At 60.9% G+C, this 18,443-nt stretch carries 12 protein-coding genes and 2 pseudogenes; 8 read left to right on the forward strand and 6 right to left on the reverse strand.

What is annotated here, in order from left to right; genetic code table 11:
• Window positions 1-11 precede the first annotated feature (11 nt).
• Both QF045_RS19910 and QF045_RS19915 read right to left on the reverse strand, forming a co-directional pair.
• Window positions 12-1,502 carry an aldehyde dehydrogenase family protein gene (locus QF045_RS19910; RefSeq protein WP_124362227.1) on the reverse strand — a complete coding sequence of 497 codons (1,491 nt, stop codon included), beginning with the start codon at window positions 1,500-1,502 and terminating at the stop codon, window positions 12-14.
• Between the two features lie 11 nt (window positions 1,503-1,513).
• The gene (locus QF045_RS19915) at window positions 1,514-3,055 is read right to left on the reverse strand and encodes an acetolactate synthase large subunit (RefSeq protein ID WP_124362226.1); all 1,542 of its coding nucleotides are present in this window, start codon (window positions 3,053-3,055) and stop codon (window positions 1,514-1,516) included.
• A 291-nt stretch (window positions 3,056-3,346) separates the two neighbouring features.
• Here QF045_RS19915 and QF045_RS19920 point away from each other — a divergent pair, with 291 nt between their 5' ends.
• On the forward strand, window positions 3,347-4,105 hold the full coding sequence (locus QF045_RS19920; protein ID WP_124362225.1) for an IclR family transcriptional regulator: 759 nt from the start codon (window positions 3,347-3,349) through the stop codon (window positions 4,103-4,105).
• A gap of 26 nt (window positions 4,106-4,131) precedes the next feature.
• Here QF045_RS19920 and QF045_RS19925 read toward each other — a convergent pair whose 3' ends face one another.
• The 3 genes from QF045_RS19925 to QF045_RS19935 form a co-directional block, all read right to left on the reverse strand.
• Window positions 4,132-5,454 carry a hypothetical protein gene (locus tag QF045_RS19925; RefSeq protein ID WP_306493680.1) on the reverse strand — a complete coding sequence of 441 codons (1,323 nt, stop codon included), beginning with the start codon at window positions 5,452-5,454 and terminating at the stop codon, window positions 4,132-4,134.
• 92 nt (window positions 5,455-5,546) lie between these two features.
• Window positions 5,547-6,968, reverse strand: coding sequence for an aldehyde dehydrogenase family protein (locus QF045_RS19930; protein ID WP_124362224.1), 1,422 nt, complete (start codon window positions 6,966-6,968; stop codon window positions 5,547-5,549).
• A 97-nt stretch (window positions 6,969-7,065) separates the two neighbouring features.
• Window positions 7,066-8,514: an APC family permease gene (locus tag QF045_RS19935; protein WP_306493681.1), complete on the reverse strand. Its 1,449-nt coding sequence runs from the start codon at window positions 8,512-8,514 to the stop codon at window positions 7,066-7,068.
• 263 nt (window positions 8,515-8,777) lie between these two features.
• Between QF045_RS19935 and QF045_RS19940 the strand changes: the two genes are divergently transcribed.
• The 3 genes and pseudogenes from QF045_RS19940 (at window position 8,778) to QF045_RS27820 (ending at window position 12,509) form a co-directional block, all read left to right on the forward strand.
• Window positions 8,778-10,268: an MFS transporter gene (locus QF045_RS19940; RefSeq protein ID WP_124362222.1), complete on the forward strand. Its 1,491-nt coding sequence runs from the start codon at window positions 8,778-8,780 to the stop codon at window positions 10,266-10,268.
• 375 nt (window positions 10,269-10,643) lie between these two features.
• Window positions 10,644-11,651: pseudogene (locus tag QF045_RS27815) on the forward strand (HAMP domain-containing protein); the annotation flags it as partial.
• A gap of 102 nt (window positions 11,652-11,753) precedes the next feature.
• Window positions 11,754-12,509: a methyl-accepting chemotaxis protein gene (locus QF045_RS27820; RefSeq protein WP_372237495.1), complete on the forward strand. Its 756-nt coding sequence runs from the start codon at window positions 11,754-11,756 to the stop codon at window positions 12,507-12,509.
• Between the two features lie 66 nt (window positions 12,510-12,575).
• On the opposite strand, the pseudogene QF045_RS19950 reads toward QF045_RS27820, so the two are convergent.
• Window positions 12,576-13,539, reverse strand: a pseudogene (locus tag QF045_RS19950) (helix-turn-helix domain-containing protein).
• A 212-nt stretch (window positions 13,540-13,751) separates the two neighbouring features.
• On the opposite strand from QF045_RS19950, the gene QF045_RS19955 reads away from it, so the two are divergent.
• From QF045_RS19955 to QF045_RS19970, 4 genes are all read left to right on the forward strand, one after another.
• Entirely contained in the window at window positions 13,752-15,128 is a 1,377-nt protein-coding gene (locus QF045_RS19955) for an aspartate aminotransferase family protein (protein ID WP_124362219.1), read from the forward strand.
• A 38-nt stretch (window positions 15,129-15,166) separates the two neighbouring features.
• The gene (locus QF045_RS19960) at window positions 15,167-16,621 is read left to right on the forward strand and encodes an aldehyde dehydrogenase (RefSeq protein ID WP_124362218.1); all 1,455 of its coding nucleotides are present in this window, start codon (window positions 15,167-15,169) and stop codon (window positions 16,619-16,621) included.
• 98 nt (window positions 16,622-16,719) lie between these two features.
• The gene (locus tag QF045_RS19965; protein ID WP_124362217.1) at window positions 16,720-17,283 is read left to right on the forward strand and encodes a cytochrome b; all 564 of its coding nucleotides are present in this window, start codon (window positions 16,720-16,722) and stop codon (window positions 17,281-17,283) included.
• A gap of 317 nt (window positions 17,284-17,600) precedes the next feature.
• Window positions 17,601-18,350: a hypothetical protein gene (locus QF045_RS19970; protein WP_124362216.1), complete on the forward strand. Its 750-nt coding sequence runs from the start codon at window positions 17,601-17,603 to the stop codon at window positions 18,348-18,350.
• The last annotated feature ends 93 nt before the right edge of the window (window positions 18,351-18,443 follow it).

Consider the following 18,443-nt stretch of genomic DNA (forward strand, 5'->3'; position numbering starts at 1 on the left):
GATTGTTCGATTCAGGCGAGATCGACGAAGACGCTTTTGGTCTCGGTGTAGGCGTCGATCACGTTCTTGCCCATTTCCCGGCCCCAGCCGGATTGCTTGTAGCCGCCGAACGGCGAGGCCGGATCGACCACGTTCCAACAATTGATCCATACCGAGCCGGCCTTGAGCTGCGCGGCCACGCGGTGCGCCGAGCGCAGGTCGCGGGTCCACAGGCCGGCGGCAAGGCCATAGGGCGAGTCGTTGGCGCGCAGCACCAGTTCGTCGATTTCGGTCCAGGCCATCACGGTCAGCACCGGGCCGAAGATTTCTTCGCGGGCCACGCAGGCGCGCTCGGCGCGGTCCAAAAACACGCTCGGAGCAATGAAGTGACCACGCTCCAGGTGTTCGGGACGGCCGCCGCCGCAGATCAGTTCGGCGCCCTCTTCCTGGCCCCGCTGGAGGTAACCCTTGACGGTGTTCAATTGCCGCGCGGACACCAGCGGGCCCATGCTGCTGGCCGGGTCCAGGCCATCGCCGAGTACGTGGGCGGCGGCATGACGCTGCAGTTCTTCGAGCACCTGATCAAGCACACTGGCATGCACATACAGGCGTGAACCGGCCGTGCACACCTGGCCCTGGTTGTAGAAAATCCCATCGGCGGCGCCCTTGGCGGCGCGCACGATGTCGGCGTCGGGCAAGATGATGTTCGGCGATTTGCCGCCCAGCTCCAGGGACACCTTTTTCATGTTGCCGGTGGCGGCCTGGGCGATCAGCCGACCGACCTGGGTCGAGCCGGTGAAGGCGATCTTGTCGACGTCCGGGTGCTGCGCCAGTGGCGCGCCGGTGTCGACGCCCAGGCCGGTGATCAGGTTGACCACGCCCGCCGGGAAGCCTGCCGCTTCAATCAGTTGCACCAGACGAATCGCCACCAGCGGCGTCTGCTCGGCGGGCTTGAGCACCGCCACGCAACCGGTGGCCAGCGCCGGACCGAGCTTCCACACGCACATGGTCAACGGGAAGTTCCACGGCACGATCAGCGCACACACGCCCACCGGCTCGCGCAGGGTGTAGTTGAGCATCGGCGCGCCGCTGGCCGGCGAGACGGGCAGCGTGCTGCCTTCGATCTTGGTGGGCCAGCCGGCGAAGTAGCGAATGATGTTCGCCGCGCTGGCCGCTTCACCGCGCGCATTGGCGATCGGCTTGCCGTTCTCCAGGGTGATCAGTTGCGCCAGCTCCTCGCGGTGCTGGTCCAACAGATCGGCGAGGCGAAACAGCAACAAACCGCGCTGCGCCGGTGACTGCAAGGCCCAGGCGCCGGTGAAGGCTGCGCGGGCAGCTGCCACGGCCGCATTCACATCGCGCTCATCGCCCTGGGCGACTTCAGTCAGGGTCTGTTCAGTGGCCGGATTTTCCACGGCAAAGCGACGACCGCCGGCGGCGTCCTGCCAGGTACCGCCGATAAACAGGCGGCCGGGCTGGTCCAGGAACGCCTGGACGGCAGGCAATAATTGGAGCAGGTTCATGGTCGACTCCTTCACAGCGCCATTTCGATCAGGCAAGGCCCGGCATTGGCGGCGGCGTTGGCCAGCGCCCGTTGCAATTCGGCGTTGGTGTGTACGGTGCAGGACGGCACGCCATACCCTTTGGCCAGGGCCTTCCAATCGATACGCGGACTGTCGAGTACGGTCAGCTTAAGCGCCTGCGGGTCGAGCTCGGTCATGCCGAAACGGCGCAGTTCGTTCTGCAGGATCGCGTAGCGGTGGTTGGCGGCAATCAGGATCACCACCGGCAATTGCTCGCGGGCGATGCTCCACAGGGTCTGAATGGTGTACTGGGCGCTGCCGTCCGATTGCAGGCAAAACACCCGGTTGCCAGGCTCGGCCAGTGCGGCGCCAAAACCCACCGGAATGCCCTGGCCGATGGCGCCACCGGTATTGGTCAATACACGGTGCCGCGCGGCACGGGCAGAAGCGGTGAAAAACGGATAGCCGCAGGTGCCGCCCTCCACCGAGACAATGCAGTCGTCCGGCAGCGCGGCGGCCAACACTTGCCCCACCGACTGCGGGCTCAAAGCCGCCTCGCCCGGCGGCAGCTGGATGTCCTGCGGCGTCGGTACATAGGCCGGCGCATCCAGCGCATCGGCCAGCGCGGTCAGCGCCCCGGCCACATCGTCGCCCACTTCGGCCAGCGACAGCAGACGCTCACGCTCAGCCAACCGTGACGGAATACCTTCGTAGCCGAAATAACTGATGGGCTCCACGACACCGGCGCACACAACCTTGTCGTATTGCTCGAGGATCTCAATTGCCACTTCCGGGAAATACGGCAAGCGATCCAGGTCGGGCAAGCCGCCGCCGCGGTAGCTCAGGCGCGGGAAAGTCTCGGCAAACATCCGCACGCCGGGCAGTTGCGCCAGGCGCCCCGCCGCTTCCAGGCCGGCCACTGACAAGCCTTGGTCACCGACGATGAAGACCAGGCGCTGGCCATCGCGCAGCGCCTGGGCCACGGCTTCGATACGGTCGCCGGCAAAGCGCCGGACCGGCGCACGTAGCGGGCTGAACTGCCCATTGTGGGTCGCCGTATTGGATTGCAGGTCCATGGGCAGGATCAAGCTGGCGATCTGGCCTTTGGCTTGCCAGGCGGCGCGCATGGCTTCCTGCAAGTCCTCGCCCACACCGGACGCGGTGCGCGAGGTGCGTACCCAACCGGAAACAGTACCGGCCAGGGCCTGGATGTCGCTGGCCAAAGGCGGGTCGTAATTGACGTGCCATGACGCGTGGTCGCCGATCACATTGACGATGGGCGTGTTGGCGCGCCGTGCGTTGTGCAGGTTGGCGATGCCGTTGGCAAAGCCCGGGCCCAGGTGCGTCAGGGTCATTGCCGGTTTGCCGGCGATACGACCGTAACCGTCCGCCGCGCCGGTGCACACCCCTTCGAACAACGACAACACCGGCTTGAGGGCGGGTGCACTGGCCATGGCGGCCACCAGCGGAATCTCGGTGGTTCCCGGGTTGGCGAAGCAGTATTCGATACCACTTGCCGCTGCCGCATTCACTATTAGTTGTGCGCCATTCATTGTCAGCCCTCTCACTTGAGCGTTTTCTTTGATGAGATTTATCACATATAAAGACACTCATAACAAGATTTAATTTAAGTTAAATCTCTTATTTTGAGATTATGTGCAATTAATACGTTCTCAATATAGAGTGATGACGTGTGGGGGCGGGCTTGCTCGCGAAAGCGGCATGTCAGTCCACACAGCCGTCACTGAAGTACCGTTTTCGCGAGCAAGCCCCGCTCCACATTGGATCTGGGGCGTTTTCGCCTATAGTGCTTACCCGCACGCCTCCCCTTCTCTAGGAACGAAATGAGCAGTCTGAGTAAGTTGTTGAGTGTCCTGGACCTGTTCGGTCCACAGACGTTGAAGATCGACCCGGACACCATCGCCGAGCGCATGAGCCTGTCGCGCGCCACGGCGTATCGCTACGTCAAGGACCTGTGTGACGCCGGGCTGCTGACGCGCGTGGACGCCGGCAGTTACGGCCTGGGGCCCCGCGTGATCGAGCTGGACTGGATGATGCGCCAGTACGACCCCATCCTTCTCGCCGGGCGCGAACTGATGCATGAACTGTCGACGCAGACCGGCCTTGCGGTGTTCGCCAGCGTTTTCTATGACGGGCGCATCATCAACACCTACATCGCCGAACCGACTGACACTTACCACTTCTCCTTCGGGCGCGGGCACCCGCTGCCGTTTTTTCGCGGTGCGCAATCCAAGGTGTTAATCGCCTATCAGAAAGGTCGGCGCTTGCAACGCCTGTTCGAAGAACATATGGCCGGCGACCCGGAAAGTGCCTATGACTGGGCAAGCTTTGCAAAGGCCACGAAGAAGATTCGCAAGGACGGCTATTGCCTGACCCACGATGAACTCAACCTGGGCCTGACCGGCATCGCGGCGCCGATCATCCAGCCGGATATGGACGAAGTGGTGGGCAGCTTATCCGCCGTCGGCAGTACTCAAAGCTTCAGGCTGCTGCGCCAGGAAACCGTGATCGAGATGGTGATGGACACCACGCGACGGATTGCCGAGAACATGCGCAATCAGCCGGGCGCCGCCGCGCCCTGAAGTTGAGGCGCGACAGCCAGGGTGGATCAGAACGGTACGGCGACGGTCACCTGGCTGTATAGGTTGGTGCCATTGCCGACAGCCTGGTTTCCGCCCGTAGTGGAGTCCTGTTTTGGCTTGTAGAGACCGATCAGCGGCGTGATGATCAAGTGTGGGTTGACGGCCCAGTCGGCGTACAGGTCCAGCTCCCGCGCACTGAGATTCAGCGCATCGCTTTTGCGCAGCGTGTCGAAGTCGAAGTACAACGCACCCAGGGTCAGGTTTTCCAGCGGCGTGGCTTTGAGACCCACATGCTGGATGCGCGTGTTGCTGTTGAACGGCCCGGCATAGTTGCCGGCGACTTCGCCTTGCAGCCAGGTGCCGTAGCCGGAGCTCAGACCTGTAAACAGCGAATCCCATTTTTGTGAATAGCGGGCATAACGATAGGTAACCTTCGGTGCCCAGGCCACATCGGCAAAGGTATAACCGGCTTCGCCGTACCAGGCTTTTTCCGGTCCGCTGTCTTTGTCCTGCCAGGCGTATTCGAATGCCAGGCTGACGTTCGGCAGGCCCGCATCGCCTTCGCCGCGCACGCTATAGATATTCATACCCTTGCGCTGGCGCTGAAAATCACTCGCCCAGCGATCATTCACATCAATGCCACGCACCCAGGTCAACCCCAGGGTGCCGGGCTTGGTGGTGTAATCGAGCGTACCGGCGGCCACTTCGGTTTCAGCCTGGGCGCGGTTGTCGGACTTGAGCCACAACAGGCTGCCATGCAGGCCATCCTTGCCGCCCAAGCGCAGGAACGCGGTCTGATCGAAAGCATGGCGCGCCGCCAGGTAGTAAGCACCGCCCCGGTTCAGCTTGCCATCGGCCGGGCCCTTGCCCAGGTTCGGCCCGTCGTCGTTGATCAGGAAGCCACTGCCGAGCTTGACCACTTGGCGCCCACCGGAAATATCCACACCGTCCTGGCCCAATGCCGGGAACAGATCGCCGGAGCGCCACCCCAGGTAAGCGTCTTCGATTTTGGTGGTGCGTTCGGTGCCCAGAGTGTTGCCGGCCGGGTCGCCGTCGCCCCAAGTGGCGGAGCTGAGCAGGGCGAACGCACCATAGGCGGTGCCGTTGCCCGCCAGGGACTGGTCGCCGCTCAAGCCGTATTTGATAAAGCCTTCGCGCCAGGTTGAGCCACCCGACGTGCCGTCATAGTTCTTGCGGCTGTTGAACATACCGAATACGGCGGTCATGTCTGCGTTGAAATGGCGGCTCTCATCGCTGTACAGCTCGTAGGCCTGGGCCTGGCTGATGGCGCAGAGCGTCAGGGTACAGGCCAATGTACCGTTGAGAAATGAAGTGGAGGGATACCGCATGATCGAAGCTCCTTGAAGTGCGCCTTTAAAGGCTGTCTCAGGTAATTGGCATAACAGGGGCGCAGCCGCGCTGCGCCAGGTTCGCCGAGGCGTTACTCGCCCGCGCGCTTATTGACGAACAGCAACTGCTGGCCGGTGAACTCCAACAGACCTTCAAGGCCGAACTCGACGCCGAAGCCGGACATCTTGCTGCCGCCGAACGGCGTGTTCGGTTGGATCCGGGCGTGGCAGTTGACCCAGGCCACGCCGCTTTCCAAGCGACTGGCCAAGGCCTGGGCCTGTTCGACTTCCGGTCCCCATACCGAGCCGCCCAGGCCCATGTCACCGGCGTTGGCACGGCGCAGCACATCCTCGACGTCGCTGTAAGCGATCAGCGGCAGCACTGGTCCGAATTGCTCCTCGTCCACCAGACGCTGGCCGTCGGTCACATCCGCGACCAACGTAGGCGGATAAAAGAACCCAGGACGGTCCAGACGTGCGCCGCCGCACAACACCCGTGCGCCCTGGGCCCGTGCATCGGCGACCAAGGCTTCAACCAGTTGCAATTGATCGAGGTTCTGCACCGGCCCAAAGTTGACGCCGGGCTCCAAGCCATCACCCACCACCTGGCGTTCAGCAATTAGCGTGAGCGCATCGGCAAAGGCCTGGTACTGGGATTCGTGAATGTACAAACGCTTGAGCGCAGCGCAGGTCTGGCCCATGTTGAGGAAGGCGGCCTGAAAAATCTCCTCGGCCACCTCCTCCACCGGGGTGCTGGGCAATACGATCGCGGCGTCGTTGCCGCCCAGTTCAAGGGTCAGGCGCTTGAGATTGGTGGCCGCGCCGCGCATTACGCTCTGGCCGGTGGCGGTGGAACCGGTGAAGACAATTTTCTGGATCCCCGGGTGCGAGGTGATCGCACTGCCGAACCCCTGCTCGCCGGTCACGCAGTTGATCACACCGTTGGGCACATGCCGCGCAATGATTTCCACCAGGCGCAGGGTGCTCAGCGGCGTCAGGCTCGACGGTTTGCTGATCACGCAGTTGCCGGCGCGCAGTGCCGGCATGATGTGCCACACGGCGATCATGAACGGCCAGTTCCACGGAGTGATGGAAGCCACCACACCCAAGGGTTTGCGGTGCAGCTCAATGCGCTGGGTCGGGGTTTCTTCCACCAGTTCCACGCCAATCTGCTGTTCGGCGGCATAGCGGGTCCAGGCGGCGGCGCCCATGACTTCGGAAAATGCCAGCTCCAGCGGCTTACCTTGTTCGCGCACGATCAACCGGGCCAACTCATCGGCGCCCTGCTCGATATCCTCGGCAATCGCCAACAGACGCTCGCAGCGCTGAGCATGCGAAACATGACGCCATTCCTTGAAAGCCGCCTGGGCGGCGGCCACCGCATCGTCCAGTTGAGCCAGCGAGCCGGCCGGGCATTGGGCAAATGCGGCGCCGGTGGCCGGATTGATCACCTCGAACTGTCCGTTTTCACCGGCAACCTGAACCCCATCGATAAGCATCTTGTAGTGGTGCATGTGTCATCTTCCTTTAACGCTGGCGAGCCTTGCCGGACACCGGCAAGCGAACAGTCTATAGTGTGCAAGGTGCAGTGAGACGGTATCGCTCAATGCCTCAGAGTTTGTGGCTGCCCAGCGCCAGAAAACGCTGCGGCGATACCTTGCGCAGTCGCGCGGCGAGAAAAACCCCGCCCAGCAGCGCCGCTGGAATGACTGCGCATAAGGCGTAGGACAAGAGCTGGCTCGCGCCGGTAAGCACATCGAAATGCACCACCGCCAGCACCAGCACCATCAGCAAGGCCAGGCAGGAGAAAATCGGCAGAATACGCCCCCGCCAGATGCCGACGTTGAGTTCGGGATGCCGGTGGAAATACACACACACCGAGATCGAAGTCATCGCCATGAGCAAAATGACGCACAGCGTGGCGAGGTTGGAGAACCAGGCGAACAGTTGCAGGATCGGATCCGCATCCATGGCGGCGAAGATCAGCACCACGACTGCGGCGATCAGACTTTGCAACGCCGAACCCATATGCGGGCTTTGGTGCACACGGTGGGTGGTACCCAGCAAACTGTGCAGCAGACCGTCCCGGCCGATGGCGTAGAAATAGCGTGCCGCGGCGTTATGAAACGCCAGCAGCCCGGCGTAGATGCTGACCATGAACAGCACGCGGATAATTTGCGTCAGATAGGGGCCGACAAAGTGGTCCGACATGCCGTAGATGAAGGTGGTCGGGTCCTGCAAGGCTTGCAGCATCGACACGATTTTATCCGATCCTACGCCCACCACCATCGACCAGACTGACAGCGCGTAGAACCCGCCGATCAGCAGCACGGAGCTGTAGGTGGCAATCGGAATGGTGCGGTGTGGGTTTTTCGCTTCTTCGCCGTAAATCGTAGTGGCCTCGAAGCCGATAAAGGCCGCGAAGCAGAACAGCAGGCCGATCGACGGAGTACCGCTGAACACGTGCCGGCTGGTGAAGGAGTCGAGATTGACACCGCTGTCGCCGCCGGTCTTGAGAATCGCGACATCCAGGGTCAGGATCGCCAGGTATTCGGCAATCACCACCACCGACAATACGCGGGCCGACAGATCGATCTTGCGATAGCCGAGGATCGCGATGCTGACCATCGCCATCAGCGAGTAGGACCACCAGGGCAACACCAAGCCGTACACGCTCTCCATGGTGCCACTGACCACACCACCGAACATGCCATAGAGGCCAACTTGCAGGATGTTATAGGCAAACATCGCCAGCACACCCGCCGCCCCTCCGGCCAGGCCACCCAAGCCACGCGAGGTAAAGGCGTAGAAACCACCGGCGTTGGTGACGTGGCGAGCCATGGTGGTGTAGCCGACCGAGAACGCCACCAGCACCAGCAAGGCGAGCAACAACAACGCCGGGGTACCGGCACCATTGCCCAGCATGATGCCAATCGGGAATCCTCCTGCGATGACGCTGAGCGGACTCGCCGCCGAAATCACGAAGAAGATGATAAAGCCGACACCCAAGGCGCCACGCTTGAGCTCCGTGGAGCTGTTGACCGGGATAGATAGACTCATGTTCTTAACCTTATTGTATGAGGCAGTCGCTGTGGTGTAGGTCCGATCAAGGCGCTATCGGTACCAGGTAGCGCTTTTGTTTTTGGGATTGCACGCTGTATTCGATGCTATGCCCCCCCACGAACAACCCGCTATCCCAAATCGGTAACATCGCCGGTGTCACATCAGACCGACAGATACCGGCCTTCAGGACCGATTTGGGATAACGGAGCCCCTCTGCATTCAGGCATGCTAGGTCCAGCCCCCTATTCTGGATGCCAGCCATGCCCTTTACTGACTCCAAGCGCCGCTGGCTGATACTGGCCATAATCTCCAGCGCATTACTGCTTATCGTCATTGACATGACGGTGCTGTATACCGCCTTGCCCACACTGACACGAGAGCTAGGGGCCACGGCGTCACAAAAGCTCTGGATCATTAATATCTACGCGCTGGTCGCCGCCGGACTGTTGTTGGGCATGGGCACCCTCGGGGACCGCCTTGGGCACAAACGCCTGTTTATCGGTGGCCTGGGCGTTTTCGGCCTGTTCTCGCTGATCGCTGCATTCTCGCCGTCGGCCAGCGTATTGATCGGCGCCCGTGGTTTCCTCGCGGTCGGCGCCGCGATGATGATGCCCGCTACGTTGGCGCTGGTGCGTTTGACGTTTACCGACCCGCGCGAGCAAGCCATGGCGTTCGGTATCTGGGCCTCAGTAGCCTCCGGGGGCGCCGCATTCGGCCCCGTAGTGGGTGGGCTTTTGCTGGAGCATTTCTGGTGGGGCTCGGTGTTTCTCATCAATGTACCGATTGTGCTGCTGGCTCTGCTGCTCGCAGCGACAGTGATTCCCGATCACCCGGGGAATGCGCAAAGACGCTGGGACTGGCTGGGTTCGCTGCAGGTCATGATCGGCTTGATCAGCGTAGCTTATGCGGTCAAGGAACTGGGTAAACGGCACCCCTCCTTCGAAGCCATGCTGATTGCGCTCGTCTTGGGCACGTTATTTCTGACGCTTTTCATTCGACGTCAGCGGCGTGCCGATCAGCCGATGCTTGATCTGACGCTGTTCCGCGCGTCAGGCTTCAGAAATGCAGTGATTTCAGCAGTGGTATCAGCCGCCGCCTTGATCGGCATGGAACTGGTATTCAGCCAGCGCCTGCAACTGGTGCTGGGCCTGTCGCCGCTGGAGGCGGCGCTGTTCATCCTGCCGCTGCCGCTGGGTTCGTTCGTCGCCGGACCGCTTGCCGGGCATTACCTGCCGCGCCTGGGAGAGCAGCGTATGCTGTTCTGGACGCTGCTGCTCTCAGCCGCTGCGATGCTCACCTATTTGCTGGCGCACAACGCCGCAGCGCCAGTGCAGATCGTCAGCCTTGCGCTGCTGGGCTTTACGATGGGCGCAGCGCTGACCGCAGCGTCCAGCACGATCATGCTCAGCGTGCCCGCCGACAAAGCCGGCATGGCCGCCTCCCTTGAGGAAGTATCCTTTGAACTGGGCGGCGCCGCGGGCGTGACGCTGGCGGGCAGCCTGTTATCGGCAATCTACACGTACTCGGCGAGCCAGACGATTGCGCCATGGCTGGCCCTGAATCCCATGATCTTCGAGAGCCTCGACGATGCGCTGGTGGTTGCCGCGACGTCTTCGCCCGAACACGTCACGATGCTGACCGAGTTAGCCCGTGCGGCGTTCGACGCAGGTTTCGTCGCCGTGCTGGCGGCCTGTGCGGCATTGTTGCTAATGGCAGCGCTGCTGGTCAGGCCACGTAAACTGTTGTCATGAATAGGTGACAGCAGCCGATGTAGTGACACATCCAATAAAAAGTCGGTGGTCCCAAACCAACCGATGATCGATCAACACGCTGTTCACCTGTGAGATAGCCAAATGCTCGACGCCCTTTCCATCCGCTTGAAAATCGTCCTCTTGTCCGGTTTGTGCCTGCTTGGCGTGATCGGCCTGATCGTCGGCATGAACCTCTATCAGGGTAACCAGAACAACCGGTTGATCAGCACCTCGAGCAGCAGGATGCTGACCGAAAGCGGCGAAACCCTGCTGCTGGCCAGGGCCGCGGAGCAGGCAACGAACCTGCAAAGAGTCTTCGGCAATAGCCTGCAGATCATCAGCGCTTTTTCCGACCAGGCGGCCAACTTACGCACCATGGCCGCCCAGCGGGGGTTGGCGGCCGCTACATTGCGTGAGGAACTTAACCTGGCGCTCAAGACGACGTTCGAACGCAATCCGCAGGTTCTAGGGCTTTGGCTGGTTTACGAACCTGATGCGCTGGATGGAAAAGACCGTGAGTTCGCCAACGACGCCGCACGCGCCTCCAACGAAGATGGACGGTTTGCCAGCGCCTGGAATCGCGGCGCAGGCGAAGCGATGAATATCCTGATCCCTGAAAGCGACTTGCAGAAAACCGAACTGAGCATCAGCGGCACGCCTTATAACAGTTGGTACACCTGCCCACGAGATACCCGAAGCACTTGCCTGATGGCCCCTTATGCCGACACCCAGGCCGGACAGGTTCAACTGATGACCACGCTGTCGATGCCCCTGATCGCCGATGGCAAGGTCGTCGGCACCCTTGGGGTCGATCTCGCGCTCGGCGCTCTGCAAGCTGCCGCCAGCGATGCTCAGCGTACGCTGTTCAACGGTTCAGGGCGCATGCTGATTGTTTCCGACAGTGGTGTACTTGCCGCTTACAGCGCGGACGCGAGTCAGATCGGAAAAAACATCAGCGTTCCTTTGGCAGAGGATGGCAAAGCAGTGCTCACCGCATTGAAACAACAAAAGCCGGTAGTGCTGGCACGTGATGACCTGATTCGCGCTGTCTACCCCGTTGCGCCAATGCCCGAAGCGGCGGCGTGGGGAGTGGCTATCGACCTGCCGAAGGGCGTCCTGCTGGCGGACTCAATGAAGCTTCAGGCCTTGCTTGACCAGACGCAAACCCGCGACATACTGGAGTCGCTGCTGGTCGCCATCGGCGCAGGGTTGTTGGGCCTGCTACTAATCTGGTTCACCGCCTCCGGTGTGACACGCCCCATCAACAGTGTCGCTCGAATGCTCAAGGCGATTGCCAGCGGCGACGGCGACCTGACCCAGCGGTTGGATTACCGCAAGAAAGATGAACTGGGCGAACTGGTGAACTGGTTCAACCGGTTTCTCGACAAACTGCAACCCACCATCGCGCAGCTCAAGCAGAGCATCACCGCAGCGCGCGGCACCGCCGACCAGTCTTCGGAAATCGCGCGCCAGACCAGCGAAGGGATGCAGGTACAATTTCGCGAGATTGATCAATTGGCAACCGCTTCCCACGAAATGAGCGCTACTGCGCACGAAGTCGCCAACAGCGCGTCAAACGCAGCCCTGGCGGCCCGGGGCGCAGACCAGGCGTCCAAAGAAGGCATAACCATCATTGAGCGAAGCACCCGTGACATCAACGCGCTGGCCAGTGATGTCAGCAAGGCCGTAACTGAAGTCGAAGCTCTGGCGATCAACAGCGAACAGATCGGCTCGGTGCTGGAAGTGATCCGTAGCATCGCCGAACAGACCAATCTGCTCGCCCTCAACGCCGCGATCGAGGCCGCACGGGCCGGGGAAAGCGGCCGGGGTTTTGCGGTGGTTGCCGACGAAGTACGCAACCTTGCCAAGCGAACTCAGGATTCGGTAGAGGAAATCCGTTTGGTGATTGAGCGTATCCAGACCAGTACGCGTGGCGTAGTGGCAACCATGCACTCAAGCCAGACTCAAGCCCAGAGCAACGCCAGCCAGATCCATCAGGCCGTGGAGGCGCTCGGTAAAATCAGCAACGCGGTTACGGTCATCAATGACATGAACCTGCAGATTGCAAGCGCGGCGGAAGAGCAGAGCGCGGTGGCCGAGGAGGTCAATCGCAACGTCTCGACCATCCGCGGCGTGACCGAGACACTGACTGAACAGGCCGCCGAGTCGGCGCAGATCAGCAGTCAGCTCAACGAACGGGCCAACCAGCAAATGAAACTGATGGACCAGTTCCGCGCCTAGAACGTAGCGGGCATCGACCGCACTGCGCGGCCAGGCGTACGCTCAGCTCCACCGCCGCGCTGGTGTTCAGGCGCGCGCGCAGACGGGGATGGCAGCGCGAGGAGTGTGGGACGGCAACTCTGCAAACAGCGTCTGGTACTCTTCGGCAAAATGGCTGAGGTGGTAGAAACCCCATTGAGCGGCGACATCACCAATCGAAAGGTGGGACGCGAGGGTACACATCAGGGTGCGGCGCACACCGTTGAGCCGGACCGAGCGCAAGTAGTTCAGCGGCGTGGTCTCGGCTACCGAGCGGAAACTGTTTTGCACGGTGCGCCGACTTACCTGCAGGCGTTGGCACAACTCGTTAACGCTGGGCACGTTGATCATTTCGGCAGTCGTCAGCCGGTGGCATTTCTCGACAATGAAGCTGCGCGTGGAACTCGGACTGCGTTGCTGCTTGTCACAGGCCGGGTCGGTAAGCAATTGCAACAACTCACCGAGCAAGGCCCGTTCCAGCCCCTGCTCGCGCACGCTGTCGAGTTCGTCATCGATCTCAGCCAGGGAAAGCATCGCGAGCAATCGAAGCCGAGCCTGGGTGAAGCGCTGGGCGGACACTCGGATCACTGGCTGGCGCAGCAACCGAGTGATCTCACTGGCCGACGCCGTCTGCGCCAGCGCCTGTTCGAACCAATCGCGTTCGAAAGTGATGGACAGCAGCTTCCATGCCCATCGGCATATGGAACATGAACTCCTCGCCCCCCTGCAGAAAGAACAGGCTGCTGTCATCCACTTCGCGCCCCTGCATGCGCGTCGAACCCGGCACGCTGATCGGCACGGCGAAGCACATCTTGCCGCGCGGCGCCACACCGCGCTGCACCACCCGCTGGTTGATCTGCTCGCGGAAAACGTGGCAACGCGCAGTGGTCAGCTGCATCAGCGAACTTTCGGCCAGACCGGCGGTTAACTGGCTGTAATCCTGGTTCCACTCCTGAACGGTGGCCGCATGGACATGGATATCACGAAAATGGCTTATGTGGTGGTTTCTCATGATGTGCGAAAAGCCTCTGCCAATTTTTGTTTTTAGTTCGCATTCCTTTGCGATATTCGCACAAAGTTCAAATCCCGCGAAATTTCTTCTCAAATCCCCTTTGTCGAAAACTGCGGACGGCCGATTCATCTATTTGCCGATTCGGGCTAACGGTCAAGGACACTCCATGAGAATGATCCACACACTGAAACCGCTACCCCAGAGAGTGCGTCATGATCGAGTCCAAACTAGAATCCCTGCACTTCGCGGATGCCCCGCGAATTATTTCCAGCACCCTGCCCGGCCCCCTGACCCGCGAGGCCCTGGCGTTGTCGGCGAGCACCGAATCAATGGCGCGTGGCGGCGGCCGCATGCCTATCGCCATGGACCGCGCGTTCGGCGCGACCTTCAAGGATCCCGACGGCAACACCTTCATCGACCTGTCTGCGGGCGTAGGCGTCAGCAGCGTCGGTCGTTGCCACCCGAAAGTCGTGCAAGCCATCCGCGAACAGTCCGAAGTGCTGATGCATGCCCTGGAAATCAACAGCACCCGCCGCACCGAACTGGCCGCCAAGATGTCCGAGATCGCGCCCGACGGCCTGCGCGGCGACTGCATCACGTTCTTCACGCAAAGCGGCAGCGATGCGCTGGAAGCTGCGATCAAGTTCGCCAAACGCATTACCGGGCGCCACCAGATCCTCGCCTTCCACGGCGGCTACCACGGCGTGTGGAACGCCTCCGGCGCCCTGACCACCGGCACAGCCTACCGCAAGGGCTACGGCCCGATGATGGGCGGCGTGATTCACGCGCCCTACCCATACGCCTACCGCTTTCCCTTCGACACCAGGCAAAAAAGTGCCGAGCAAATTGCTGGCGACTATGTGGACTACCTGCTGAACAGTCCTTACACCGCCGCCGATGACGTGGCCGCGGTGATTGTGGAACCGGTGCAGGGCGAAGGCGGCTACGTGCCGCCCTCCCCCGAGTTCCTGCAACTGTTGCGCAAGGCCTGCGACCGCGCCGGCGCGTTGCTGATCGTTGACGAAGTACAGTCCGGTGCGGGCCGCACCGGCAAGATGTGGGCGGTCGAACACTCCGGTGTGAAACCCGACATGCTGACCTTCGGCAAGGGCATTGGCAGCGACTTGCCAATGGCCGGGTTGATCATGCGTTCGGACCTCGCCGCCCAGATTCCCGACGGCTCGATGCCTAATACCTTCGCCGCCAACTCGTTGTCTGCGGCCGTGGCGTTGACCAATATCAGTATCTTGCAGGACCCGGAACTCGGTCTGCTCGATCGCGCCCACACCCTGGGGCTGGAAGCGCAGGAACGTATCCGTGGGTTCAACAGCCCGTTCGTTGGCGAAGTCCGCGGCCGCGGTTTGATGATCGGTATCGAGCTGGTGGAAGACGCCGCCACCAAGACACCGCTCGAGGGCGCCAAGATTGGCCAACTCATGGGCTACCTGATGAACCATGGCGTACTGATGATCCCTTGCGGGCGCTACAGCAACGTGATGCGTGTGATGCCCTCGCTGACGATCACACGCTCGCTGTTCTTCAAGGCATTGGACATCTTTGGTGATGCGCTGGCTTCCCTCAAGGCATGAGGCGTGTCACCTCCGAACAATCACGCATGGACATCCACATGACTCAGCACCTGAACCACTTTATCCAGGGCGCGCCCTTCGAAGCCAGCGACGGCGCGCGCATCCCCCTTATCAATCCCGTGACCGAACAGGTGTACGGCAGTTGCGCAAGCGGCACCGCCGAGGATGTGGACCGGGCCGTGACAGCGGCGCGCGCCCAGCTGGAAGGTGGCGCCTGGAGCCGGCTTGACGGCGCCCAGCGCGGCCGGCTGTTATCGAAACTCGCTGACCTGGTGGAGCGCGACAGCGAATCACTGGCCGACATGGACGCCGACGCCATCGGCCGTTCACCGCTCGAACCGCGCCGGATGGACCTGCCCAACGCTATCGCCAACCTGCGCGCCGCCGCCGGCTGGGCCAACCAGCTTGAAGGACGCACCATTCCCACCGGCGGCTACTTCGGTCGCAAGACCCTCTCGTACACCGTACGCGAGCCAGTGGGAGTCGTGGGCGCCATCGTGCCGTGGAACTCACCGCTGATGATCACCGTGTGGAAGCTCGCCGCATTGCTGTCGGCGGGCTGCACCGTGGTTATCAAACCTTCGGAAGAAACCCCGCAATCGGCCCTGCATCTGGCGGCGCTGGCGCAGGAAGCGGGATTTCCTGACGGCGTGATTAACGTAGTCACCGGTTACGGTGCCCAGGTAGGCCGCGCCTTATGCGAACACCCGCATGTGGCCAAGATCAGTTTCACCGGCAGCCCCGAGGCTGGGCGTGAGATCCAGCGCACCGCGGGTGTGCTGTTCAAGCGTGTGGCACTCGAACTGGGCGGCAAAAGCCCGCAGATCGTGTTCGACGATGCGCCTTTCGATGAGGCGCTGTTCGGCTGCACCCTGGGCCTGTTCGCCAACCAGGGGCAGATCTGTGCAGCCGGCTCGCGCATCCTGGTCCAGCGCAGCCTCGCCGAGAGATTCGCTGGTGCACTGGCCGACGCCGCGCGCGCGGTCAAGGTCGGCGATCCTCGCCAGCCTGACGTGCAGATGGGGCCGGTGGCCAAGAAAGCGCAATTTGATCGCGTCAACCGTTACATCCAGCTCGGTATCGACCAAGGCGCCTCGCTGCTGGCCGGCGGCGTATCCACCCCTAACCAGGGCTGGTTCGTACGCCCAACGATTTTCGCCAATGCCCGCAATGACATGACGATCGCCCAGGACGAGATCTTCGGCCCTGTCGGCACGGTGATCACCTTCGACAGCGAAGAAGAAGCCGTGGCACTGGCTAACGACTCCGCCTACGGCCTGGCCGCCACGGTGTGGACCACCGACCTAGCGCGCGCGCACCGCGTGGCCGCAGCGGTAAAGGTCGGCGCCATCGGCGTCAACTGCTGGAGCCCGCTGGACGCCAACCTGCCGTGGGGCGGCGTCAAGGCCAGCGGCATCGGCCGCGAAGGCGGGCTGAGCGGCGCGCTGGTCTACACCGAGGAGAAAGTGATCACCGTGCTGCTGCCTGCCTGAGAGCAGTCACTGCACTTGCCATCCTCGCGGCCATGGCCGCGGAGGGTGGCATTCAATCGTGCGTTTTCAACGCCTTGATGATCAATGAAGAGACTGCGATGAACAACCAAACACAAACGGCAATCGATCGGTATCCCGTGTCCCTGCGCATCCTGCACTGGGTGCGTGCCGTCGTCATAGCCGGGCTGCTCTGGGCCGGCTGGCACATGACCGGGCTCGATGATGAAGTCGTGAGTAAATACACGCTCTACTACCCGTGGCACAAATCGTTCGGCGTGCTGGCGTTTCTGCTGGTGTTAGTACAGATCGCCTTGCGTGTTCGCACCCCCGCCCTTCCGCAGCCACCGCAAACACTGGCGGCGCATGAGCGTTTCCTCTCACGGTTTGTACAACGCTCCATGTACGTGCTGATCGTGGCCGTCCCGTTGATGGGGTACTCGATGTCAAGCACCTACACCATGAGCGACGGGGTATTCTTTTTCGGTGTGAACCTGCCGGAGCTGCTGACAAAGAATGACGATTGGTTTGTCGTGTTCCAATGGCTACACAAGGTACTGGCCTATACCTTGCTGGTGTTGATCGTGCTGCATATCGCGGGTGCGCTCAAGCACCGACTCTTCGACCGCGACCCTCGTAACAATGTGTTGCGCCGCATGCTATGAATTAATAACCTTCTCGATGCAAGCACAGGATGCGCCACCCCCCTGTAGAGCATGTAATAACAGTTGCTACCGGTCGGTGCCCTTAGATATCGGCCGAGGTGTAGCGCATAAGACATCCTCGCTGCAACTGTTCCAACTAACTTATACTTTCAAATCGGGATATAAAAACTGCGCCGGCAATATAATCAGTCAAATGGAATGACCTCACCGAGTCAACTTGAGTGAATCCGTCGCTGCAAATCAGCTATTAGCAGGTTCGCGATGTAAGAAGGTACTACGGGAGGCCCATCCATCCAGAAATGGAGGTCTACCAGTAGATGCCTACTAACTTTTCTAATCCGCAAACCAAGCTCTTCTATAGGCCCATAGAAGCGGCTCTGCGCTGGTGTAATCTTATTCATCATGAGTCTGAAATATTGAAAGCCGCTTGGCTGCAGCCAAATAACCTGCCTCAGCTGTTTTGTCGATGGCCAAGTCTTCAGGCAGCCGTAGAAAAGATCGGTGATGCTTTACGAAATGGAGAACTGCCTTATGGTTGCCTCGGCATTTCTGTTCCTTTGGGAAGCTATGTAGAGCCCTATCAGCTTACCATCCGCCATTCAGACTTACGCCGTTGGATGGAGATTCATTATCCCGACCATAAGCCCAGTTTTTTATTCGAGTCCGGTGAGGATGCACCTGCAAAGGTGAGCCTCGGAACTTTTCTCTCGTTGAAAGCAGATCGAGATGAGTTATCGAGAGCGTTCAAAGCGCAACAGCAGCTCATTCAAGAAATCTTGGGAGAACTCCAGTCGATTGGACTTGAGAGAGATGATCTCAAAGCCTTGGCCAAAACGAATGGTCAACTCAGCGAGCGCAGCGAACTGACCTATCACAACATCATTGGGGCATTGGTCAGCCTTCTCTTGGACCATTCGCCCGCCGGAAAACCTCTTTCGGTATTCACGAATCAAGCAGCCATCGTTGATGCCATTGTCGCTCGTCACAAAGATGTGCCCGGCCTCAGCAAGCGCACGCTGGATGAAAAGTTTGCCGTGGCCAATCGTAGCCTCAAAAAAAACAACTGATCCAGTCAATTGCGTTGCAATAGGCTTGATTGCAATGCAATGACTCATCCCGCCTTGTGCGATTCAATCCATGTCACTTCCCACCACGCGCCA

Source organism: Pseudomonas sp. W4I3 (assembly GCF_030816195.1).
Lineage (GTDB): Bacteria > Pseudomonadota > Gammaproteobacteria > Pseudomonadales > Pseudomonadaceae > Aquipseudomonas.